At 54.2% G+C, this 22981-nt stretch carries 23 protein-coding genes and 1 CRISPR repeat array; of the genes, 14 read left to right on the top strand and 9 right to left on the bottom strand.

Features of this window, described 5'->3' with window-relative positions; translation table 11 throughout:
* Positions 1 to 606 precede the first annotated feature (606 nt).
* Complete coding sequence (gene uspG, locus VGM55_RS08240) at positions 607 to 1038, top strand: universal stress protein UspG (protein WP_038474952.1); 432 nt, start codon at positions 607 to 609, stop codon at positions 1036 to 1038.
* Positions 1039 to 1082: 44 nt separating this feature from the next.
* Here the strand turns inward: uspG and VGM55_RS08235 are convergent, their stop codons facing one another.
* A complete protein-coding gene (locus tag VGM55_RS08235; RefSeq protein WP_154185307.1) occupies positions 1083 to 2468 on the bottom strand; it encodes an amidohydrolase family protein in 1386 nt (461 codons plus the stop codon).
* Positions 2469 to 2516: 48 nt separating this feature from the next.
* Complete coding sequence (locus tag VGM55_RS08230) at positions 2517 to 3122, bottom strand: ankyrin repeat domain-containing protein (RefSeq protein ID WP_154185308.1); 606 nt, start codon at positions 3120 to 3122, stop codon at positions 2517 to 2519.
* Positions 3123 to 3301: 179 nt separating this feature from the next.
* Between VGM55_RS08230 and VGM55_RS08225 the strand changes: the two genes are divergently transcribed.
* From VGM55_RS08225 to VGM55_RS08170, 12 genes are all read left to right on the top strand, one after another.
* Positions 3302 to 4231 (top strand): LysR substrate-binding domain-containing protein, encoded by a 930-nt coding sequence (locus VGM55_RS08225; protein ID WP_154185309.1) that lies wholly within the window; start codon positions 3302 to 3304, stop codon positions 4229 to 4231.
* Positions 4232 to 4483: 252 nt separating this feature from the next.
* Positions 4484 to 5203: a dienelactone hydrolase family protein gene (locus VGM55_RS08220; RefSeq protein ID WP_331635204.1), complete on the top strand. Its 720-nt coding sequence runs from the start codon at positions 4484 to 4486 to the stop codon at positions 5201 to 5203.
* A 119-nt stretch (positions 5204 to 5322) separates the two neighbouring features.
* Positions 5323 to 5574 (top strand): DUF1158 family protein, encoded by a 252-nt coding sequence (locus tag VGM55_RS08215; RefSeq protein WP_154185311.1) that lies wholly within the window; start codon positions 5323 to 5325, stop codon positions 5572 to 5574.
* A gap of 246 nt (positions 5575 to 5820) precedes the next feature.
* Positions 5821 to 8868, top strand: coding sequence for a formate dehydrogenase-N subunit alpha (fdnG, locus tag VGM55_RS08210; RefSeq protein ID WP_331635203.1), 3048 nt, complete (start codon positions 5821 to 5823; stop codon positions 8866 to 8868).
* Between the two features lie 11 nt (positions 8869 to 8879).
* Positions 8880 to 9764: a formate dehydrogenase subunit beta gene (gene fdxH / locus VGM55_RS08205; protein ID WP_154185313.1), complete on the top strand. Its 885-nt coding sequence runs from the start codon at positions 8880 to 8882 to the stop codon at positions 9762 to 9764.
* Positions 9751 to 10407 carry a formate dehydrogenase-N subunit gamma gene (gene fdnI / locus VGM55_RS08200; RefSeq protein WP_331635208.1) on the top strand — a complete coding sequence of 219 codons (657 nt, stop codon included), beginning with the start codon at positions 9751 to 9753 and terminating at the stop codon, positions 10405 to 10407. Before fdxH ends, fdnI begins: the two co-directional genes overlap by 14 nt.
* A 212-nt stretch (positions 10408 to 10619) precedes the next feature.
* On the top strand, positions 10620 to 10883 hold the full coding sequence (locus VGM55_RS08195) for a DUF1471 domain-containing protein (RefSeq protein WP_414648222.1): 264 nt from the start codon (positions 10620 to 10622) through the stop codon (positions 10881 to 10883).
* Positions 10884 to 10915: 32 nt separating this feature from the next.
* On the top strand, positions 10916 to 11683 hold the full coding sequence (locus tag VGM55_RS08190) for an alpha/beta hydrolase (protein WP_331635202.1): 768 nt from the start codon (positions 10916 to 10918) through the stop codon (positions 11681 to 11683).
* 90 nt (positions 11684 to 11773) lie between these two features.
* Positions 11774 to 12040 (top strand): DUF2282 domain-containing protein, encoded by a 267-nt coding sequence (locus VGM55_RS08185; protein WP_331635201.1) that lies wholly within the window; start codon positions 11774 to 11776, stop codon positions 12038 to 12040.
* A gap of 16 nt (positions 12041 to 12056) precedes the next feature.
* On the top strand, positions 12057 to 12893 hold the full coding sequence (locus tag VGM55_RS08180; RefSeq protein ID WP_331635200.1) for a DUF692 domain-containing protein: 837 nt from the start codon (positions 12057 to 12059) through the stop codon (positions 12891 to 12893).
* Entirely contained in the window at positions 12890 to 13636 is a 747-nt protein-coding gene (locus VGM55_RS08175; RefSeq protein WP_331635198.1) for a DNA-binding domain-containing protein, read from the top strand. Before VGM55_RS08180 ends, VGM55_RS08175 begins: the two co-directional genes overlap by 4 nt.
* 19 nt (positions 13637 to 13655) lie before the next feature.
* Entirely contained in the window at positions 13656 to 14126 is a 471-nt protein-coding gene (locus VGM55_RS08170) for a DoxX family protein (RefSeq protein WP_331635197.1), read from the top strand.
* 74 nt (positions 14127 to 14200) lie between these two features.
* A CRISPR array of direct repeats spans positions 14201 to 15790; the repeat unit is 28 nt; unit sequence TTTCTAAGCTGCCTGTACGGCAGTGAAC.
* 225 nt (positions 15791 to 16015) lie between these two features.
* Here VGM55_RS08170 and VGM55_RS08165 read toward each other — a convergent pair.
* The 3 genes from VGM55_RS08165 to VGM55_RS08155 form a co-directional block, all read right to left on the bottom strand.
* On the bottom strand, positions 16016 to 16309 hold the full coding sequence (locus VGM55_RS08165; RefSeq protein ID WP_331635195.1) for a hypothetical protein: 294 nt from the start codon (positions 16307 to 16309) through the stop codon (positions 16016 to 16018).
* A 78-nt stretch (positions 16310 to 16387) separates the two neighbouring features.
* Positions 16388 to 16882 carry a peptidoglycan-associated lipoprotein Pal gene (pal, locus tag VGM55_RS08160; RefSeq protein ID WP_331635194.1) on the bottom strand — a complete coding sequence of 165 codons (495 nt, stop codon included), beginning with the start codon at positions 16880 to 16882 and terminating at the stop codon, positions 16388 to 16390.
* Between the two features lie 28 nt (positions 16883 to 16910).
* On the bottom strand, positions 16911 to 17918 hold the full coding sequence (locus VGM55_RS08155) for a D-cysteine desulfhydrase family protein (protein ID WP_331635193.1): 1008 nt from the start codon (positions 17916 to 17918) through the stop codon (positions 16911 to 16913).
* 199 nt (positions 17919 to 18117) lie between these two features.
* On the opposite strand from VGM55_RS08155, the gene VGM55_RS08150 reads away from it, so the two are divergent.
* Positions 18118 to 19002 (top strand): LysR substrate-binding domain-containing protein, encoded by an 885-nt coding sequence (locus VGM55_RS08150; protein WP_331635191.1) that lies wholly within the window; start codon positions 18118 to 18120, stop codon positions 19000 to 19002.
* A gap of 125 nt (positions 19003 to 19127) precedes the next feature.
* Here VGM55_RS08150 and cas6f read toward each other — a convergent pair whose 3' ends face one another.
* The 4 genes from cas6f to csy1 are packed head-to-tail and all read right to left on the bottom strand — an operon-like array spanning position 19128 to position 22965.
* The gene (gene cas6f / locus VGM55_RS08145) at positions 19128 to 19682 is read right to left on the bottom strand and encodes a type I-F CRISPR-associated endoribonuclease Cas6/Csy4 (protein WP_331635190.1); all 555 of its coding nucleotides are present in this window, start codon (positions 19680 to 19682) and stop codon (positions 19128 to 19130) included.
* 10 nt (positions 19683 to 19692) lie between these two features.
* The gene (gene csy3 / locus VGM55_RS08140; protein WP_331635189.1) at positions 19693 to 20688 is read right to left on the bottom strand and encodes a type I-F CRISPR-associated protein Csy3; all 996 of its coding nucleotides are present in this window, start codon (positions 20686 to 20688) and stop codon (positions 19693 to 19695) included.
* Between the two features lie 11 nt (positions 20689 to 20699).
* Positions 20700 to 21653: a type I-F CRISPR-associated protein Csy2 gene (gene csy2, locus VGM55_RS08135; protein WP_331635187.1), complete on the bottom strand. Its 954-nt coding sequence runs from the start codon at positions 21651 to 21653 to the stop codon at positions 20700 to 20702.
* A complete protein-coding gene (csy1, locus tag VGM55_RS08130; RefSeq protein WP_331635186.1) occupies positions 21646 to 22965 on the bottom strand; it encodes a type I-F CRISPR-associated protein Csy1 in 1320 nt (439 codons plus the stop codon). The genes csy2 and csy1 overlap by 8 nt, the downstream gene beginning before the upstream one ends.
* Between the last annotated feature and the right edge of the window lie 16 nt (positions 22966 to 22981).

Raw genomic sequence — 22981 nt, 5'->3', positions numbered from 1 at the left:
AAGCGGCAGACCTCCGTTTTATCTCCCAGTCCTGGGTCGGCTGAGATGCGTTCCCGACGCTCTCAGCCTCCGGCCGTTCCCGACGTCCGGACCCTGGCCAGTCGGAGAGAAAACGGAGGCGATTTAAGCCGGAACCGTGCCTCGCTTCAAACCCGCAGCTACACAGAGCGTCACAGTCGCTGCAAGTCTCACAGCCACGCCCTTGTTCCCGGCTCTCATCGCCCCCGGTGATGACCCAACTCAGGCGGGGTTGAGCTGTCGGGAACAGCGAAAGAGAGCGATCGTCGGGAACGAATCGCGAACGACCCCGAATGTTTGGGTGATAGCCGGTGGGTTTACCGCTTTAGCGGCGATGAGCTCGCCGGGCGCCGGGGCTGTCCGGGGGATGGCGTTATCCTCCGGACACGTTCACCGTCTCTGAACGTGCAGGGGGTAACTTATTTATGGGTGAACGGAATCACTACGAAGTGAAATATACCTCCCAGAAAATTTGTGTAAGAGACAGCCCATACGGGAGAGAAAAATGCCTTATTTCCCCGTCAGATCACGGTGAAAAAACATCGTTAGTGCCAGGATAAATGAAACGTAACCAAAAGGAGATTAACGATGTATAAAACCATCTTAATGCCGGTGGATGTTTATGAAATGGAGCTCACGGACAAAGCCATTCGCCATGCCGAATATCTGGCGAAGGAGTCTGAGGGCACTATCCACCTTCTGTACGTTCTGCCTAAATCCCCGCTGTTTAATACCCACGGCTTTTCCTCTGACATCCGTAAATTCGACGAGTATCTGAAGAAAAACGCCGAAGAAAAAATGGAAGAATTGCGGGGGCATTTCTCACTGCCTAAAGAGCGAGTGGTGCTGGAGATTCGCTACGGCTCGGTGCGGGATGAAGTTAACGAGGTCGCGCAGGAAATTCATGCGGATGTGATTATTGTTGGTTCGAAGAATCCGTCTATTTCTACTCACCTGCTCGGCTCCAACGCTTCCAGCATTATTCGCCACGCCCGTTTCCCGGTCTTTGTTGTGCGGTAAAATGCCCATAAATAGCCTGCTTTCGCAGGCTATTTTGTCCCGCATTAAATCACGCTTCCCCAGACTAAATTCCCCTGATGGAAGGTCGCGGTTCGCGGAGAAATACGCGCCACGGCTTCTGCCGAACAGGACGCATCCACCAGCACGAAGCTTGCCTCATCCTCTGCCTTCGGCCACACCTGCTTGCCTTTGTCGTCCAGCGGCAAAATATTGCCGGTGGCAATCGCCAGAGAACGCGACAGGCTCAGCTCGCTCGGGCGAACGTAGAGCTGTGCGTAAAGGTTGGCTTTTTCCAGCATGTCGCCAAGCCCGTAAGGCGACCAGTGGTCAATCACGCTGTCGGTGCCGGTCATCACCAGTACACCCTTTTGCTGCAGCTGCCTGAGCGGCATATGCAACGTGCCGATAGGCACGGTAGAGGCGATGCTAATCTGCTGGGCAGCCATGCGCGTGGCGATATCGTCCACCTGCTGTGGCGTTAGCGTCGCCAGCGCAAAGCCGTGGCTGATGGTCAGCTTGCCCTTAAGCTGCGGCGTTTTCTCAACGGTTTCCACCATGTAATTCACCGCCGCTACGCCCGCCGGGCTGGTTTCATGCAGGTGAATATCCACGCCTTTGTCGTAATCCAGCGCTATCTGGAACATGGTATCGAGCGACTTCTCCATCGCGCCGTCAACGTTGGTTGGATCCAGGCCGCCGACATAGTGCGCCCCGGCCTGCATCGCCTCCCGCATCAGCGGTTCAGATTTCGACAGCAACAGGCCATGCTGCGGAAACGCCACGATTTCACAGCTCAGTCCGGACTTTCTCTCTGCCAGCACCGCCTGTAGGTTTTCAAGATTTTTAAGCCCGGAAACTGGCTCAATGTTGCAGTGGCTGCGGGCAATGGTTGAACCTTTGGACTGGATAAGATCGATAAGCTTGCCGGCACGTTCACGGGTGTACGGCTGAAGCTCAGGCAGAATTTTACGCTCGTAGGCAATCATATCCATGATGGTGGTGCCTTCCGGGCGGTTATGCACCTGCCACGGGCCGCCGTAGAACGTTTTGTCCAGGTGAATGTGCATATCGCGCATGGCCGGAAGCAGCAGTTTGCCGCCAGCATCGTAAGCGTGCAGAGAACCGTCCGGGTGAGATTTATTGGCGCGCAGTGCCGCAATTTTGCCGTCTTTGATTTCGAGCGTGTGCAGTTCGGTGCGGGTGCTGACGGCGGTTTCGCCCTCGTAGTTAAACCCTGTTTCCAGCAGCACGTTGTCCAGGTAATAGTGTTTTTCACTGAGGGTCTTCATCTGGCTGCCGCTCTCGCTAACATTTGCAGGTGTTTTTGCGGCCCAGGCCGCGGTTCCGGTTGCCCCAAACAGCGCACAGGCGGCGGCGACCTTGCCGCCTCCGCTGATAAAATCACGACGGCTTTTTTCAATTTCAGTCATTTTTATTTTTCTACCCAGAGAGATTAATAGAGGTGAGGTTTACGGCGGCTATGCGCCCGCGTCTCTCAATAATTGAGCAATTTCGCGGTAGCCTTTTTCTTCGGCCAGCTCCAGCGGCGTTTTGCCATACTTATCCGTCATGTGCGGATTAGCGCCGTTTTCCAGCAGCAGAGAAACGATCTCCTGCTGCTTTTTACCGCCGTCGTTCAGCACGATGGCCTCAAGCAGCGGCGTCCAGCCGAGGAAATTGGTGTGGTTGACGTTGATCCCGGTGTGTTCCAGCAGCTCACGCACAATCTCAACGTGGCCTTTTTCGCTGGCAGGCGTAATACCTACGCCGCCAAAACGGGTTAAGCGAGTCAGGTCCGGCCTGGCGGCTAACAGCAGGCGTAACAGTCTGAGATCGTTATTCAGGCAGCTAATCAGGAAGGGATTGAAACAGGTTTCATCCTGCTGATTAATGTCCGCGCCTGCGTCAATCAATAGCGCCACGCAGTCATATTTTTGGCTCAGGCTGGCGAGGGTGATCGCCGTTCTTCCCTGGCGGTTGGTCACGTTAATGTCGACGCCACGTTCCAGACATGCCTTAAGCGTTGCAGCTTCCCCTTCCAGGGCCGCCGTCAGAAACCCGGTAACCAGCTCTTTTTCAGACATACTGTTCTCCTGTCGTTCGCGGTTATTGCTGAAATTCGAGAATAACAACGCCCTGGCGGGAAAAACATCCGCTTAAAAAAGATTCATCGCTGATGCCGCTATTGTTGAATGCATTTTAATAATCCTTCGAAAAATATGTCAGAATCTCCGAATTGCGCGCCGTGAAAAGGGAGCACGAAATGAATTCCATCTTTACCGAAGAGAATTTGCAGGCTTTTACCTGCGCCGCCCGCTACGGCAGCTTTAGCCGCGCGGCCGAAGAGCTGGGCGTGACCACCTCCGCCATCAGCTACACCATTAAGCGCATGGAGACCTGGCTCGACGTAACGCTTTTTATTCGTAATACCCGCAGCATTGAGCTGACCGAATCCGGGGTCTATCTCTACCGCAAAGCCAGCGATTTATTGAACGATTTTCAAGGGATTCGACGGGGAATTGACACAATTTCGCAGGGGATCGAAGCCAAAGTCAGGATCTGCATAAACCATCTTCTCTACACGCCTCAGCATACCGCCAGACTGTTAAAAATCCTCAAACAGCAGTTCCCCGGCTGCCAGATAGCCATCACCACCGAGGTGTACAACGGCGTCTGGGACGCGATGCTCAACAACCAGGTTAACGTGGCGATTGGCGCGCCGGATGCCCTGCTGGGCGGCGGCGGCATTGACTACACGGAAATTGGCGTCATCCGCTGGGCGTTCGCCGTGGCGCCCGATCATCCGCTGGCGGCGGTGCAGGAACCTATCCCCGAAAGCCAACTCCGGATGTATCCGAACATCATGGTCGAGGACACCGCCTCCACCATCAATAAAAAAGTGGGCTGGCTGCTGCACGGCCAGGAAGCGATTGTGGTGCCGGACTTCAACACCAAATGCCAGTGCCAGATTCTGGGCGAAGGCATCGGCTTCCTGCCGGATTACATGGTGCGCAGCGCGGTTGAAAGCGGCCAGTTAGTCACCCGCCAGGTGCACAACCCGCGCCAGAATTCACGCATGTTGCTAGCCACCCAGCACGCGGCGACGGGCCAGGTGACCCGCTGGATCAAACAGCAATTTCAGCCCGGCGGCGTGCTGGCCGGGCTATATCAGGACTTGATGCACCAGGACTAACCCGCCTTTCAGCATCTCGCAATCAGGGATAACTGCGCTTTTATTAGCGCAGTTTAATAATCGCTAAGAGCGTAAAAATAAAATCACAATTATTCACAAAAAGTATTTATCGCTAACAAATAAACGCTTTTTTAATTAAATAAAATAGCAATTCATGCGTTTGAAAATTTAATAAATTGCTAACAACTGACCGATGTGGAATTAATTACGCTCACCTGCAAACCTATAAAATTTATTTAGGGGTTAATCCTGATGTCAGAAATTATTTCAACACCTGTCACTTACCAGGTCGATAAGCAAACCTTTGAAGGCTCGCTGGTCTATCAGGCAAACCACAGCGCTGCTCTCCCGGGCATTCTGATCGCCCCAAACTGGATGGGCGTGAGCGCCGGTGCGGTTGAACAGGCAAAAGGGATTGCCGCGCAGGGGTACGTTGTGCTGGTCGCCGATCTTTATGGCCAGGGCAAGCGCCCGACCAACGCCGATGAGGCCGGTGCCCTGATGATGGAAGTTAAAGATACGCCAGCAGAAGTGGGCCGCATGCAGGCCGCGCTGGAAACGCTGGCCGCACAGAAAACGGCGGCTGTCGACGGCAGCAAACTGGCCGTCGCAGGCTTCTGTTTCGGCGGGCACTGTGCGCTTGAGCTGGCAAGAAGCGGCGCGGATATTAAAGCGGCGGTTTCTTTCCACGGCACGCTGGATACCCTGAAAACCCACGCAGCGGGTGAGATCAAAGCTTCTCTTCTGGTGCTGGACGGTGCGGAAGATCCGCTCGTGCCACGTGAGCAGCTCGCCGAATTCGCCAGTGAGATGAACGCCGCCTCGGTAGACTGGCAGCTGGTCAGTTTTGCAGGTGCGGTTCACTCGTTCACCGATCCTGGCGCTAACGTTGAAGGCGTTGCAAAGTATCACCCTGAAGTGACGAAACGGGCGTTTACCCGCATGTACAACCTGCTGAACGAAGTGTTTTAACCCCCCTTTCTCTGCTGGCCTCCCATCCGGGAGGCCGCTTTATTCCGCGTCTTTTACCGGGTTTGCACCGGTGCTTACTTTCCTGGACAATAGCCTTTTACTCTCAGGCTAACAACGTCATGAACCATCCACATCAAGCGCTATTGAGCGCGGGCGGCATATTGCTGCTGGCCTTTCTTTCGTGCCTGCTGCTCCCGGCTCCGGCGTTAACGCTGACCCTGGCTCAAAAGCTCATCGACACCTTCCATTTGGTCGACCTCAGCCAGCTGTACGTGATCCTGTTTTGCATCTGGTTCCTTTTGCTCGGCACCGTTGAATATTACCTGCTGCGTTTTATCTGGCGCCGCTGGTTCTCAATTACTCGCATCTGACCCATCGAATCACCTCCCGATTTAACGTGCCGTTCTCCTGAGAAAACGGCACCGTTTCCAGTAAAATCACGCTACTCCCCTTCCCACACTTCCACGCACACCCAATAGTTATTTATTTAAAACAATGAATAACACTAAAGAGGTAATCTCCTACCCAATGTTTATCGAGTTGATTTCACGCAATATCTGAATGGCTATAGCTGCTATTTTCGCCCGCACAAAAAACGTCGTAACAATGAGGTGACGATGAACGTCAGTCGCAGGAAGTTTTTCAAAATCTGCGCCGGCGGAATGGCAGGTACAACGGCGGCGGTGCTGGGCTTTGCCCCAAAAGCCGCGCTGGCGGAGACGCGCAACTACAAGCTGCTGCGCGCGAAAGAGACCCGCAATAGCTGTACTTACTGTTCTGTTGGCTGTGGATTACTCATGTATAGCCTCGGAGACGGCTCGAAAAATGCCAAATCCAGCATTTTCCATATCGAAGGGGACCCGGATCACCCGGTAAACCGCGGCGCGCTGTGCCCGAAAGGCGCGGGGCTGCTTGACTATATTCACAGCGATAACCGCCTGCGCTACCCGGAATACCGCGCCCCAGGTTCCGATAAATGGCAGCGCATCAGCTGGGAAGACGCGTTCTCTCGCATCGCCCGCCTGATGAAAGATGACCGTGATGCAAACTTCGTCGAGAAGAATGAGCAGAACGTGACGGTCAACCGCTGGCTTTCCACCGGCATGCTGTGCGCCTCGGCGGCCAGCAACGAAACCGGCATGTTAACCCAGAAGTTTGCCCGCTCGCTGGGCATGCTGGCGGTAGATAACCAGGCGCGCGTCTGACACGGACCAACGGTAGCAAGTCTTGCTCCAACATTTGGTCGCGGTGCGATGACCAACCACTGGGTTGATATTAAAAACGCCAACGTGGTGATGGTGATGGGCGGCAACGCCGCTGAAGCCCACCCGGTCGGTTTCCGCTGGGCGATGGAAGCCAAAAACAACAACGACGCCACGCTGATTGTGGTCGACCCGCGCTTTACCCGCACCGCCTCGGTGGCGGATATCTACGCGCCGATTCGCTCCGGCACCGACATTACTTTCCTGTCGGGCGTGATTCTGTACCTGATTTCCAACAACAAAATCAACGCCGAATACGTCAAACATTACACCAATGCGGCCCTGCTGGTGCGTGAGGACTTTAGCTTCGAAGACGGCCTGTTCAGCGGCTACGACGAAGAAAAGTGCCGGTACGACAAAACCAGCTGGAACTACCAGTTCGATGAAAACGGCTTTGCAAAGCGTGACGACACGTTGACCGATCCACGCTGCGTCTGGAACCTGCTTAAAGCGCACGTTTCCCGCTACACGCCGGACGTCGTCGAGCATATCTGCGGCACGCCGCAGGCAGACTTCCTGAAAGTGTGCGACGTGCTGGCCTCAACCAGCGCGGTCGACCGCACCACCACGTTCCTCTATGCGCTGGGCTGGACGCAGCACACCGTGGGCGCGCAGAACATCCGCACCATGGCGATGATCCAGCTGCTGCTGGGCAACATGGGGATGGCGGGCGGCGGCGTCAACGCGCTGCGTGGCCACTCCAACATTCAGGGCCTGACCGACCTCGGCCTGCTGTCCACCAGCCTGCCGGGCTACCTGTCTTTACCGTCCGACAAGCAAACCACGCTCGACGGCTACCTCGCTGCCAACACGCCAAAAGCCACGCTGCCGGGCCAGGTGAATTACTGGGGTAACTATCCGAAGTTCTTCGTCAGCCTGATGAAAGCGTTTTACGGCGACGAAGCGCAGAAGGAAAACGGCTGGGGCTTTGACTGGCTGCCGAAGTGGGATCAGGCCTACGACGTGCTCAAATACTTTGACATGATGGATCGCAACCTCGTGACCGGCTACCTGTGCCAGGGCTTTAACCCCGTCGCCTCGTTCCCCGATAAAAACAAGGTTGTCGCCAGCCTGAGCAAGCTGAAGTACATGGTGGTTATCGATCCGCTGGTCACCGAAACCTCCAACTTCTGGCAGAACCACGGCGAGATGAACGACGTCGACCCGACGAAGATCCAGACCGAAGTGTTCCGCCTGCCCTCCACCTGTTTTGCGGAAGAAGACGGCTCCATCGCCAACTCCGGCCGCTGGCTGCAGTGGCACTGGAAAGGGGCGGATGCGCCGGGCGAAGCGCTTAACGACGGCGAAATTCTTGCCGGGCTTTACCACCGAATGCGCCAGATGTACCAGGCCGAAGGCGGTAAAGGCGTTGAGCCGCTGATGAAAATGCGCTGGGACTACCACCAGCCGGCTCATCCTGAGTCCGAAGAGATCGCCAAAGAGAGCAACGGCTACGCGCTGGAAGATCTGTTTGACGCCAACGGCAACCTGCTGGCGAAAAAAGGCCAGCTGCTGGACTCCTTCGCGCTGCTGCGTGACGACGGCTCTACCGCCTCCGGCTGCTGGATTTACGCCGGGAGCTGGACCAGTAAAGGCAACCAGATGGCGAACCGCGACAACGCGGATCCGTCCGGGTTGGGCAATACGTTGGGCTGGGCATGGGCATGGCCGATGAACCGCCGCGTGCTGTACAACCGCGCCTCCGCAGACCTGCAGGGCAAACCGTGGGATGCCAAACGCATGCTGATCCAGTGGAACGGGTCGAAATGGGTCGGGAACGATATTCCGGACTTCAGCACCGCCGCCCCGGACAGCGGTGTGGGGCCGTTCATCATGCAGCAGGAAGGTTTGGGGCGTCTGTTTGCCCTCGACAAGCTGGCCGAAGGGCCGTTCCCGGAGCACTACGAGCCGTTCGAAACGCCGCTGGGCACCAACCCGCTGCACCCGAACGTGGTTTCCAACCCGGCGGCACGCCTGTACGAAGCAGACGCGAAACGCATGGGCCGCAGGCAACAGTTCCCGTATGTCGGCACCACTTATCGCCTGACCGAGCACTTCCACACCTGGACCAAGCACGCGCGGCTTAACGCCATCGTGCAGCCGGAGCAGTTTGTTGAAATCAGCGAAGGGCTGGCGAAGGCGAAAGGCATTGCTCACGGTGACCGGGTGAAAGTCAGCAGCAAGCGCGGCTTTATTAAAGCCGTGGCCGTGGTGACGCCGCGCCTGCAAACCCTGCGGGCGGGCGGCCAGGAAATCGAAACCGTCGGTATTCCGCTGCACTGGGGCTTTGAAGGGGTGGCACGCAAGGGCTATCTCGCCAACACCCTGACCCCGTCGATAGGCGACGCCAACTCGCAAACGCCGGAGTACAAGGCGTTTCTGGTCAACATTGAGAAGGCGTAAGGGAGAAAACAATGTCCATGCAATCTCAGGATATTATCAAACGCTCGGCGACCAACGGCTTCACGCCGCCGCCGCGGGCGCGTGACTTCAAGGAAGAAGTCACCAAGCTCATCGATGTCACAAGCTGTATCGGCTGCAAGGCCTGCCAGGTTGCCTGCTCGGAGTGGAACGACATTCGCGACGAAGTCGGCCACTGCGTGGGCGTTTACGATAACCCCGCCGACCTGAGCGCCAAATCCTGGACGCTGATGCGTTTTTCAGAAACCCGTGAAAACGGCAAGCTGGAATGGCTGATCCGCAAAGATGGCTGTATGCACTGCGAAGATCCGGGCTGCCTTAAAGCCTGCCCGTCCGCCGGAGCGATTATTCAGTACGCCAACGGCATCGTGGACTTCCAGTCCGAGCACTGCATCGGCTGCGGCTATTGCATCGCGGGCTGCCCGTTTAATGTGCCTCGCCTGAACAAAGACGATAACCGCGTGTATAAATGCACCCTGTGCGTTGACCGCGTGAGCGTCGGCCAGGAGCCTGCCTGCGTGAAAACCTGCCCAACCGGCGCGATTCGCTTCGGCATCCGCCAGGAGATGCTGGAAATGGCAGACCAGCGCGTTGAGAAGCTGAAAAAACGCGGCTTCGAACATGCGGGCGTTTATAACCCGCAGGGTGTGGGCGGCACGCACGTGGTTTACGTCCTGCACCATGCCGACAGGCCGGAGCTGTACCATAACCTGCCGAAAGAGCCAAAGATTGATACCCCAATCAACCTGTGGAAAGGCATTCTGAAACCGCTGTCGGCGGCGGGCTTTGTCGCCACCTTCGGCGCATTGATTTTCCACTATATCGGCATTGGCCCGAACGAAGAGGTGGACGAAGACGAGGAGGATAAGCATGAGTAAGATGATTGTCAGAACGAAATTCATCGACCGTGCCTGCCACTGGACGGTGGTGATTTGCTTCTTCCTCGTGTCGCTGTCCGGCATCGCGCTGTTCTTCCCGACGCTGCAATGGCTGACGGAAACCTTCGGCACGCCGCAGATGGGGCGTATTTTGCACCCGTTCTTCGGCGTGGCTATCTTTGTGGCGCTGATGTTTATGTTCGTGCGCTTTGTGCATCACAACATTCCCGATAAGCAGGATTTACCCTGGCTGAAAGGCATTGTTGAGGTGCTGAAAGGCAACGAGCATAAAGTCGCGGACGTGGGCAAGTACAACGCCGGGCAGAAGATGATGTTCTGGAGCATTATGAGCATGATTTTCGTGCTGCTGGTGACCGGCATTATTATCTGGCGACCGTGGTTCGCGCACTACTTCCCGATGTGGATGATTCGCTACAGCCTGCTTATCCACGCGGCAGCGGCCATTATTTTGATCCACGCCATCCTTATCCATATGTATATGGCGTTTTGGGTGAAAGGATCGGTTAAAGGCATGATCGTCGGCAAAGTCAGCCGCCGCTGGGCGAAGAAACACCACCCACGCTGGTATCGCGCTATCGAAGCCGAAGAGGCCAAAAAAGAGAGTCGCGAGGGCCTGAAGTAACCGCTCGCGTCCCCCTCTTCCCGCCTGGGGAGAGGGGTTCATTCTGCAAAACACAGAAGAATTGTGTTGTTTTGTATCCACATCGCGTTCAGCTAAACAACAAAACAAATCTCCCCGCCACCTGACACAGCCCACATACAAACCAGGCGTTAAATAAGCGCATCCGCCACCTTCCGGCGGCAACGTGTTCCACGACCTGATATGTGAGGCTTATGATGAAACTGTTCCGCAACGTTATTCTCCCGCTCGTCCTTGCCGCTGCTGTCGCACCCGCTTTTGCTGCCAAAGAAGTTCATAGCGCACAGGGCCTGGTAAAAATTGGCACCGTCACTGAAAGCGAGAGCACCACGCTGTCTCTCGACCAGCTTAATGAAAAACTGGCTCAGAAAGCCGAGAAAGCTGGCGCCAGCGCCTGGCGAGTTGTCTCCGCTGGCGGCAACAACAGCTACTTCGGCAGCGCCGATATTTACCGCTAATTTATTCCCTCCCCCTAAAACAGGAAAATGAAATGAAACCCACGCGTAAAACGCTGCTGGCGCTGGCTGCGGCTGGCCTGATGACCGGATTTGCCGCCCAGGCGGAAGCGCAGCACACCATCGTGTTAGTGCACGGCGCCTTCGCCGATGCCACCGGCAGCAGGGAGCAGGTGATCCCCGTGCTGCAAACGCGCCATTACGAAATCATCACCGCGCAAATCCCGCTCACGTCGCTGAAAGATGACGTAGCGGCGACCAAACGCGCCATCGCCCGCGCCAAAGGCGACGTTATTCTGGTCGGTCATTCCTGGGGCGGCACGGTGATTACCGAGGCGGGCAACGACCAGAAAGTGAAAGGGCTGGTGTACATCAACGCCTTTGCGCCGTCGCCAGGCCAGTCAACGGCCGACCTGGCTAACAGCTTCCCCGCCCCGCCTGGCAGCGCAAAAATCATCAAGGGCGCGGACGGCTTCCTGAGCCTCGACCCGAAGGCCGTCGCCACTGACTTTGCCCAGGATGCGACGCCTGAAGCGCAGAACATTATCGGCATCACCCAGATGCCGATTGCCGCCGCAAGCTTCACCGAAAAAGTGACCACCGCCGCCTGGCAGCAGAAGCCAAGCTGGTTCCTGGTCGGCAGCAATGACCGAATGATTAACCCGGACCTGGAGCGAGCGATGGCGAAGAAAATCCATGCTCACGTCACTGAACTGCCGGTCAGCCACGTGCCGATGCTTTACGACCCGAGAAATGTCGCCCGCACGATATTTAAAGCCGTGAATATTACTTCGGGGAATTAACACGCCTTGTTCAATAAGGAGGAAATAACGCTCTCAATAATTAGCCGACTATTTAGCCCCTAAATTCATTTTAACTATCTGGAGAACACAATGAACCGTATTGCTATGTCCGCTATTGCCCTGTCTTTGGTTTCTTTCAGCGCGGCGTCCTTTGCCGCCGAATTAACCGGGCCAAACCTTGAGCGCTGTTTTGGTATTGCCAAAGCTGCTGATAACGACTGCAAGGCCGGCGCGGGCACCACCTGCGCAGGGACTTCTAAGGTCGATTACCAGAAAAATGCCTACAAGATGGTGCCGACAGGCACCTGCACGTCGATTCAAACGCCAAATGGCCACGGCTCGCTGACCGAAGGTTAATAAAAGGGCCACTCCCATGACGATGACACATCCTTTAGGTGCCGGATTAGGCCTTAAGCCCGAGCATTACGCCGACGCCCTGGCCAGTCCATCAACCCTCTGGTTCGAGGTTCACAGTGAAAATTATCTCATGGCGGGTGGCCCGCGCAGAGAATGGCTGGCAGCCATCCGCCAGCAGCACCAGATTTCGTTACACGGCGTTTCACTCTCGCTGGCTGGTGACGAGCCGCCGGACGTTCAATTGCTCGCGCAGCTAAGAGCGTTAGTAGCTGACATCAAACCCGCGCTCGTTTCAGAGCATCTCGCCTGGTCGCGCTGGAACGGTATTTATTACCCTGACCTGCTGCCGGTACCAAGGACGACAAGGTTGATGCACCGCGTTATCGACAATATTCAGCGAACGCAGGATACGCTGGGCTGCCAGATATCGCTGGAAAACCCTACGCATTATTTGCAGATGCCGGAACACGAGTGGGACGAAATCGAGTTTCTCGATGAAGTCAGCCGCCGGAGCGGATGCGGACTGCTGCTCGATCTGAATAACGTCTGGCTCAGCGCCCATAATCTCGGTTTTGATGCCACTGCGTGGCTGAGCCGTTTCCCGGTCGAACGTGTCACCGAGATCCACCTGGCGGGCTTTAGTACCGACGAAGGCGGCAGTGATTTGCTGATTGACAGCCACGATCGGTCAGTCTCCGAGGATGTCTGGCTGCTGTATAAGCAACTGATTCAGCGAACGGGAACAAAACCCACGCTTATTGAACGGGATGACAACCTGCCCGCGTTTAGCGTGTTGCTGGCCGAACAGCAGCGTGCGCAGTGCATCCTCGACGCAATGGGAGCCGCCGAATGAGCACTCACTTAAGCCGCTACCACGAGGCGTTTATTGGCCTGCTGTATGGCGAAGCACGTCCTGAACTTAGCCATTTCCAGACGCAATCCGGGCTTGCCGTTTACCGCAATGGCGTGATCAAAGCCTGCGTTGACGCTCTGGAAGCGAACTTCCCCTGCGTTTCTCAGCTTACCGGCAGCGACTTTTTCCGTGAAATGGCGCGCGGCTATGCGCTTGAACAACCGCCACGAGAAGGGGAATTAATTCGCTACGGCGACGCCTTCCCTGCTTTTATCGCCACGTATCCACCAGCCCGCGAGCTGCCGTATTTAAGCGCGGTAGCGGAGCTGGACAGGCTCTGGCTGGAGGTATTTTGCGCTGAGTCTTCGGCCCCGCTGGATGTACATACGCTGACAAATATTCCTCCGGAGACGTTAGGCACCCGTTCATTACCGCCGCGGGACAGCGTTCGCTGGTACTGGCATGCCACGCTGCCGGTGTTCACGCTCTGGGCGTTCAACCGCTATCAGACAGTAACGCCGGAGACGATTCACTGGCAGGGGGAAGGCGCCCTGCTGGTTCGCCGTCAGCAGCAAATTTTTGCCGAACCCTTAAGCCAGGGCGGCGCGGTTTTTCTGACCGCCTGCCGCCAGGGAGCAACCCTTGACCAGGCCAGCGAACAGGCCCTGATTGCCGAGCCAACCCTCGCCCTCGGCCCTTTTTTCCGCAACCTGCTCAGATGCGGCGTATTCGCCGCATCTTAATCACACTCTTTGAGGTTAAATGATGAAAGTATCTGAACAAAAAATGATGCAGCAGGGAGTTCGCTCGCTGTGGAATAGACTCTGGGGCCGGATCCAGAGAAGTATTGGTGACAATTTGCTGCTATTGATAGCCCGCGTGGGCATTGCCGCCGTGTTCTTCCTCTCCGGCCGCACCAAAGTGACCGGATTTATGACGCTAAAACCGTCCACCTACGAGCTGTTCCGCACCGAATACGCGCTGCCGCTTATCCCCTATAACATCGCCGCGCACCTCGCCACGTTTGCCGAGCACACCTTCCCTGTTCTGCTGGTGCTGGGCCTGTTTTCACGCTTCGCCGCCGCAGGCCTGATGTGTATGACGCTGGTGATTGAAATTTTTGTCTACCCGGACGCATGGCCTACGCACCTGATTTGGGGCGGTTTACTGCTGCTGATTATCGCCCGCGGCGCAGGCCGCTGGTCACTGGACAGAGTGCTGAAGCTGGCGTGAGGGAATGCAGGGGAGACACTTAATTTATCGCGCCTCGCCTGCTGCCTGCACGGCAGTGAACTGTATCGAAACAGTTTCTAAGCTGCCTGTACGGCAGTGAACGGCCTCTTTCACCTTCGCCACAATCGCGGCATTTTCTAAGCTGCCTGTACGGCAGTGAACGATCTGGATAAAGCACCCGCCGGTGCCAGTCTTTTCTAAGCTGCCTGTACGGCAGTGAACACGAGCTGGTAAACACCCTGGCCGAGGCCGGTTTTCTAAGCTGCCTGTACGGCAGTGAACGCAACGGCCCAGAGTCACGCCCGCCAAAACCTTTTTCTAAGCTGCCTGTACGGCAGTGAACAAGGGAAGAGAGGATTGCTATACCATTTCCACTTTCTAAGCTGCCTGTACGGCAGTGAACGACGTGCCGGTCATGGATGCTCGTAAGGTAAATTTCTAAGCTGCCTGTACGGCAGTGAACATCACTTCCGACGCTGCTATCGCTAATTACGTTTTCTAAGCTGCCTGTACGGCAGTGAACCCGGCTCTGGTTTGATGGCTTTCTTAGGCTTATTTCTAAGCTGCCTGTACGGCAGTGAACGTCTTCCAGGTCGTTCCATACATCCGGCATAAGTTTCTAAGCTGCCTGTACGGCAGTGAACGCCCGTCCATTCGTACCTACCCAGGTGTTGAATTTCTAAGCTGCCTGTACGGCAGTGAACATCCAGCGTATCAAATTTGCACGTAAGGTGTGTTTCTAAGCTGCCTGTACGGCAGTGAACATCCACGGCGCTGTAGAGTCGTTTTTGCCCGCTTTCTAAGCTGCCTGTACGGCAGTGAACAACCGTCGCCGGTGCGCGCCCAGTTTTATTCATTTCTAAGCTGCCTGTACGGCAGTGAACTCAACAACCTTTTCCAGCCTGCTGTTTTTGGCTTTCTAAGCTGCCTGTACGGCAGTGAACGATTGCGCAGCCTTGAGTATCTGCTGCTCTCTTTTCTAAGCTGCCTGTACGGCAGTGAACAATCAGCCGGTGAATGCGGTTGATGTGCCAGATTTCTAAGCTGCCTGTACGGCAGTGAACCTGCATAACAGGACCAACACCAAGACCTTTCCTTTCTAAGCTGCCTGTACGGCAGTGAACCGCGGCGAGGGTTGGGTTTGCCCTGCCTGTCTTTTCTAAGCTGCCTGTACGGCAGTGAACAGCACATAACCAGACGGCGCATCGCCCCCTTCTTTCTAAGCTGCCTGTACGGCAGTGAACTGGCGCGCACGCTGCGCAATCTCATCCGCACGTTTCTAAGCTGCCTGTACGGCAGTGAACGTAAAGCGTCGGCAGCGAACGTGTTCGGTCATTTTCTAAGCTGCCTGTACGGCAGTGAACGAAGAACCAGGGCCAGAATGCCCACCGATGCTTTTCTAAGCTGCCTGTACGGCAGTGAACATCAACCCCGGCCACAGCGTGACGACTTGACGTTTCTAAGCTGCCTGTACGGCAGTGAACGTTAGCACGCAAATGGTTCAACAGATTATCTATTTCTAAGCTGCCTGTACGGCAGTGAACCAGCATCGCTCCTTTGATGATACCCGCGCGCATTTCTAAGCTGCCTGTACGGCAGTGAACAATCAACCAAGCTGAAGTCGTTCCGCAGCAAATTTCTAAGCTGCCTGTACGGCAGTGAACACGAGCTTTTCACAGCTAACGCCTTGTTGCAACAGATAAAGCGGTCTCTTTTACTCTTCATACCCTTTTTTGGACACGACTCTGCTGAATTGATAAATCAATGGGTTACGAAGACGACTTAAAAAAGGGTCTGCAAACATTTAGCCAGGGAACGGGCAGAATAATGGCCGGAACAGGTAAAAAAAAACCGGGCATAACGGGGCCCGGCAAAACAACATCAACAACCTATGTCTTGTTCCAGACACGGACAGAAATATCTCTGACCTTATGGCAGGTCACCACTCGCTGGCTACGGTATGCAAAACGGTACAAATTCTGGCTGCAATTAATGGTCAGCACGTCCTGATTCACAAATAAATACACAGACAACGCTTCATGGTTTTTATCAACGATATTTATCGCTCGAGGAGCGACGATAAATTCATTGTCCCAGTGTAGCGTCGTAATCACATAATCCGTCACCGTTACCGTCATCAAATTTCGTCCGGGGCAATCAAGCACATATTGCTGCATTGCCATCACGGGAGAACAATAAGCCAGCCACAGAAAATAAAAAATGCGTAATACTGTAATCCGACACAAAAAAGACAAAACTTGTTACTCAGGAAGTTCCTGGAAATCTAATACCGCACGCCGGTTCATACTCCAGGACGTTTCATTATGGCCTAAGATAGCCGGGCGTGATTTACCGAACGAAACAACATCCAGCTGTTCTGCACGAACGCCATAGCTCATCAGCACGCTTTCGACCGTCCTTGCTCTTTTTTCACCCAGCACGATATTATATTCCGGTGTGCCGCGCTCATCCGCATGCCCTTCAATAACAACACCTACCGTTGGGTTATTCACCAGAAACGTTCCTGTAGCTTTTAAATACTCGGTATATTCATCAGCTATCGCGCTGCTATCCAACGGAAAATAAATAATATTATTTTTAGACAGCGCTAACAGTTGATGACTAAAACTTGTGCTGCTGTCAAGTTCAGCGGCATAATCCGTTGCCACCTTGCTATTTTCAGTATGTGATCCCTGGCAGGCAGAAAGAGAAAGCGCCAACAATAAAATGGAGAACAGACGAGTCATTACACTCATTTTTTATTCCTGATAATTTAAGGATGAATTAATTTTGCAGGCGGCGAGAATAGGCGAATAAGCCAGGAGCGCCCCCCGTCATAATGAAAAGAACATTTGCCCCTCGGGCAATTTTTTTGACCTTGATATCGTGCACCAACCCGGCAAAGGCCTTACCCGAATAGACCGGGTCTAACAGCAACCCTTCCGTTCTGGCTAAACATTCCAGTGCATCACGCATGTCTTTTGTCAGAGAACCATAACCCTTTCCTAGCTGTGAATCATCAATGTTTACGCTAAATGCGCTTGACGCTGACGCCTGTAAAGCAAGCGTTTCGTTCACCAATCGCTTTGTATTTTGTTGGGTCACGGCTTTATCAAACAATACAGAGTACCCTTTGATATCAACCGGGTGAGCTAAAAGCGTGAAACCCGCGATAAGTCCTGCCTGCGTCCCGGAACTGCCGTTAGCCACATAAATATGTGTGAACGTTGTGCCCATCTCGCGCTCTTGCTCAGCAATTTCAACCGCAGCATCAACATATCCCATGCAACCCAACGCAGTAGATCCACCTAACGGAATAAAATAAACATTTTCTCCAGCCTGTTCATATTGAGAAATAACGGATGTTGTTAACTCCCCAACATTATCACTCGGTAGCGCCTTGATAATTTCAGCCCCAAATAATGAATCAAGAAGAACATTACCATTCGACTGGTACTCATCATCCTGAATAGCGACATTATTCGAAAGAATCAATGTGCAAGAAATGTTTTGGTGAGCACAGCACGCCGCGGTTAAACGTGCATGGTTTGACTGCAATCCCCCGGTTGTGACGATTCTTGTTGCCCCCGTTAATGCAGCCTGATGCAAATGGTACTCAAGCTTCCTTGTTTTATTCCCACCGCCGCCTAACGCCGTCAAATCATCTCGTTTGGCGTATATTTTTATTTCATCATGAACAAGGCCAAGAGAACGCTCAAAATTATTCAGTCTGACAATCGGCGTTGCGCTACCAATTAATTTTTTCTTTCCTGGGGGAGTGAATTTAGACATAATCAGTAAACACCTCAGCAGATATGCTTGACAAATCACAGGGCTAATACATAACCTTAATAAAAAGTATGTTACTCACTCTGGTTTCATAAGAACGCACTTTTCTTTACCCCGTTAAAAACTCGCAGAGAAAAATAACCAAAAAAGAAGAAAAAATAAATCCATACAAAGTTTATACTGATTTAACCAGAGGTTAAAAATGAACAAATTTAGGGCGATGGAGATTTTTACCTGCGTCGTTGAAGAGAAAACGTTTACTGCCGCGGCAAAGAAATTAGAAATTTCGGTTGTCATGGTCACGAAATATATTCATGCGCTTGAAAAAGAACTAAAAACTGAACTATTACAGCGCACTACCCGAACCATGACAGTGACGCACCCTGGCCAAATATTCTATGAATATGCCTTGTCCATCATAGCCAAAGTGAATGAAAGCTACGAAGTGATAGAAGGTTTGCAGGCCGAGCCTCAGGGGCTGCTCCGCGTCAGCGCCCCGATGACGCTGGGGAAAGAGATAGTCGCCCCAATTGTGGCTGAATTTATGAGCCTGTATCCGAAGATTCAGGTTGAGCTGATTCTGAATAACCACCCAGTCGACTTGATTTCTGAGGGGTACGACTGCGCATTTCGTATTGGCTATTTACGCGATTACGCCCTGGTTGCTAAATCACTGCTTAATTATGCTATGTCGATTTGTGCCACGCCTGCGTACCTGGAAAAATATGGCATACCGCAAACCCCCGATGATTTACACCACCACCGCCTGCTTTCACACTCGACGTGGAACAATAATTTCACCTGGCGTTTGCGACATGATGGCCAAGAAATTCCGTGGCCTGATAGCTGGGTCATGCGCAGCAACGATGGCTATGCCTTACGGGAGGCGGCGCTAAAAAATAACGGCGTGCTGATGCAGCCACGATTTTTAATTGAGGCAGATATTAAAGCGGGCAGACTGGTTGCACTGCTGGAGGACTACCTTCCCTCACCGCGCCCCGTGCATTTGCTCTACCCAATGAAGAAAAACGTTGTGCCTAAACTGGATCGCTTTATCCAGTTTACGCTTGAGAAATGTTCTGCCTGAACGCACTCACTTGCACGGAAGCGGCTGTTACTGTCGCCATGCCCCCCACCGGCCTGAGCGGCAATGCGCAAAATGGAATCAATACACCAGAGAAAAACCGGGCGGTTTCCCGCCCGGATTGCAGATTAAAACCAGGGAATGGTCGCTTTGGCACTTAAACCGTAGAGGCTAAATTTGCCCTCTACCGGAGAGGGAAATAGCTCCCCGTGCAGGATGAATAACCGAAATGCCTGCTTAGAGGATAAACTCTTCATCAGTATAAAAGGCAGATCGGAGCTTTGATCCTGCTGATTTACAATACGCTGCTGTGCTTCTTCCTCGGTGATCCATCCCTTACGAACGGAGCGGCGCAGCAGCCTGTCTGCGCTGCTTTTGACCTGCACACGGGAAACGCATCGCCAGCCCTTAACTTCCGGAACGGCTTGCACGCCTGAGCTGAAGCAATAGTCGTTCAGGCCTGCGCGCCAGCCAGTTGCCTCCAGAGCCTCAAGTGCCGCGCGTTCACCGTGCAGACGCAGCACTTCGCCCGGCGTTTTGCTGTGCCCAGGAAAACTAACGCCGATGTCACCTGTTTCGCGAGCCGCAAGCGCCCGATGCAGTTTGGCGAATAAGGCTGAGAGCAGCATCGTTGACTTAAACTCTGGGTCCGGAAGAACCCGGATATCCTGATAGCTGTCCATAGGCCCGCCCTTAGTCTGCTTTCTCGCCGAATACGCCACCACGGATAAGCACGGCCATCACAAAGTGCTGCTGTTCAACCGACGGCTTGTCACCTTTTGTCACCCAGTTATCGAGCAGAGTGTAGAAGTCCATTTTCTCTTTTGGCTGACGGCAGGCCACACCACGGCTGGTGACTGAGCCGTATGGCTCTACCGCAATAGCGCCGAGCGCTTCTACCTGCGGGTGCCAGGTATCAATAGTTCTCAGCGCGTTGCCCACCTTCTGGGAGTGCAGAGCCGCGACGCCGTCCACCTGATACAGCACTTTGCTCTTGCTGCTGTTGCTATCCAGTACCAGTTCCTGAGAAGGGAACACTTCTTGCCCCTGCCCCAGGCGAACATAAGCTTCAACATTCAGCAGCACAAAGCTTTCACCCTTCAGGCCGAGTTCGATTTCTGCCGCCAGCGCGTTCAGCGATTCGTCTTTGTTACCAAAGTCACGCAGCGAGTAATCATGGGCGTTAAATTCCCAGGTTTTACTCCCTTTAACGACCACTTTCACCTGCTCTGCACCCACACGGTTACGCCACAGGAAGCGGCCATTGGCCAGGTTTGAGGCGTAACGCAGCGCCAGTTCAGCAAAACCGTTTTCCGCGATATAGCCATTGATCACGTCTTCAAGCTCAGCCTGATAAGCGCGATCGTTACAAACCGACGGCGTGGCCAGGTTGCCCAAAATGCGGAGGCTGAAGGCCATTTTTAAGGTGTCGGCGTCCGCAGGCAATGCAGACACATCCACACGCTGCAGATTGGCTTTCTGGATTTCGGCATCCAGCTTTGCAGGATCGCTGGCTACCGCATTTTTTAAGCGGTTGGAGATAGTGCCCCGCACAGCTTTCTCCTGGACTTTTACCGGCAGCCAGCTGTTACCCTGCCAGTCGCCAGCAAATAACAGTGCGTCAGAGTTCGCCAGTTTGCGCTCAAAGGCCAGTACAGAAGCCGTTTTAATCGTCGTATTTTTCGCCATGATATAGTCCCTTAAATGTCATCAAAAATAATAGGTTCATCTGCTTCCAGCTCTGCATCGGCTTCCAGTTCATCATCTTCATGAACGAGCGGGCCGCAGCAGTAGTAGCCGGTTTCCGTGGTGCGATAGCGCCAGAATGCGTCTTCAGGCGTCGCAATCCTGTGCATGCCACGCCATTCCCCCACGCCGTAAACCGCTTCGGCAAAGCAGAACGGCGACTCGGCATCACGCGCATTGGCGACAGTACCGGCTTCATAAAGAGGAGATATTCGCTGCCAGCCGGTCATCAAAGGAACCAGGTAGCCACCCGCCTCTGGTTTTGGCTGGTATTGCCAGTTTCCTGATTCGTCAGATTTCATTTTGAGCGCCGCGAAATCGAGCCAGGCATCAAGCTTGTCCACGTCTGACTGCTGCTGTTGCAGCTGCTGGAAGTGAGTCTCCAGCAAGGACGAGCGGTCGAGAAGAACAAAGCAAGGCATCAGGCTATAGCGAATCTCTCGCCATATGTCCTTAGCAGCAGTCAGCTCATGAACGCGGACGTTACGCATCCCCGTGATGGAGCCACCGGCCAGCTTTTGCGTCTGACACAGCGTTTCGATGTGCTCTTCCAAAGCCCGGAATCCCGCATCGCCGTTGGCAATCTCGCCGTGGCATTCCAGCAGCAGAGAGACCGTCATGTGCATACGGCCTTCTTCATTAAAAGCGGCCGTTTTTCCCTCACGTGTCAGCGGGTTGCGGGTTAAGGCAAACTGGTAGTCGCGCCCGGAGGTATGGGCATGCACCTGATGGCTGTGGCATACCACGCCGCATCCGCTCAGCGTAATGCCGTGGCTGGCCTCAAGCTTTCTGGAAAGCGCATGCGTGTACCCCAGAAAATGGGTGATTGCCGGGAAGCCCCAGGTCAGCCCCGCAATGGCGTTGGCATTTTCAACCTTCAGGCGATGTAAAACGATAAGCTTACTCATGGCGATATCTCCTGAAAGAGCGTTCCATCTCGCGCAGGCGCTGGCGGAACAGCGGTTTTGTTCGCCACTCTTTTTGCTCTGTCAGCTCAGCGCCTATCCCTCCGGCCTTAAGATGTCCGTTCAGCCAGCGGGCAAAATCATTCGCCACATCCATCTGCCAGTCACCCTTCTCGCGCGTGGCACGGAAAGCTTCGTCGGTAACAGCCCGATAAGGATCGAGCCACAGCCGCTGATGTTCAGATAATTTACATTCTGAGTCCTGAGTCCAACCCGCCCACTCTTCACGCTGAATACCTGCGGCAATGTTGAAGAGCACATCGATCATCTCGTCGATGTAGCGGTCGCGCTGCCGACGAATACGAGCGTTTTTTGTTTCTCCGGTACTCACCAACAGATGAATAAGCTGTCGACGGGCATGTCTTGTCGCACGTTCAAAGGCGCCGGGAGCAAAGATTGTGGTCATGCCAAGCGGCTTTTTATCCTGAGCTTCCCAGGCGGGGGGCTGAGCAGGAAGCAGCCACGTACGCCCACCTCGAACACTGTTTAATAAAGAAATATTTTGCGGCTTTGTACCGCCAAAATTGACCACGGCGGTGTTGGGAAACATCACCAAAATTTCCGGATGCCACTCATTTTTACCGCGTGCCTTCCAGGCGGCTTTCGATGCCTCACTAAAGCGGTGAGCAACCATTTTTTGGTGCATGGCCTGAGCCAGAGAGCTGGAAAACAGCGGGCTCAACAGGTGATAGCCCTCGGCGACGGGGAAATAGATCTGCTTCGCCAATTTATGGGAAATGGGATCTTTTATCGTCAGCGCTCGCGAAAATCCATCCAGCCACTCGGCAAGCTGCTGCGGACTTTCAGCCAGCGCCGCCAGCGCTGAGTCGTCGTTGCGCTTCAGGCAGGCCAGCAGAGAATCGCCGTCCACTTCGGTTTGCAGCAACTTCGCTATATCCAGCGCCGCAGCATTGCCCACGGCATCCGCCGCAGGGTTATTCAACGTTGAAGTTGAAAGGTAACCTTCTACAGCATCGTTTTCGGTAAAAATACTGCTGCTTTTGGAATCACCGTGGGTGAATTTAGCGGCGTGCGTGACAAGGCTAATTTGCCCCGCCCGCTTTGCCGCATCCGTCAGCCAGTTACCGGGCGCATAGCGCAACTCAAGCTCGCGGCGCTCCTGCAATATTTCACTTTCTAGCGCGCTATCTGCCGCCAGGCGCTTGGCGGCATCTTTGTCGAAGGCATCGAGTTTGGTTTGCCGTCGTCCTGCGATGTATTCAACGATAAACGTCGTGAGTTCCTTTTGTGACATACATTCCCCTGAACCA

The sequence above is a fragment of the Cedecea sp. genome, from assembly GCF_036500665.1.
Lineage (GTDB): Bacteria > Pseudomonadota > Gammaproteobacteria > Enterobacterales > Enterobacteriaceae > Cedecea.
The sequence above is the reverse complement of the archived record's forward strand: the minus strand, read 5'-3'. Positions and strand labels throughout refer to the sequence as shown.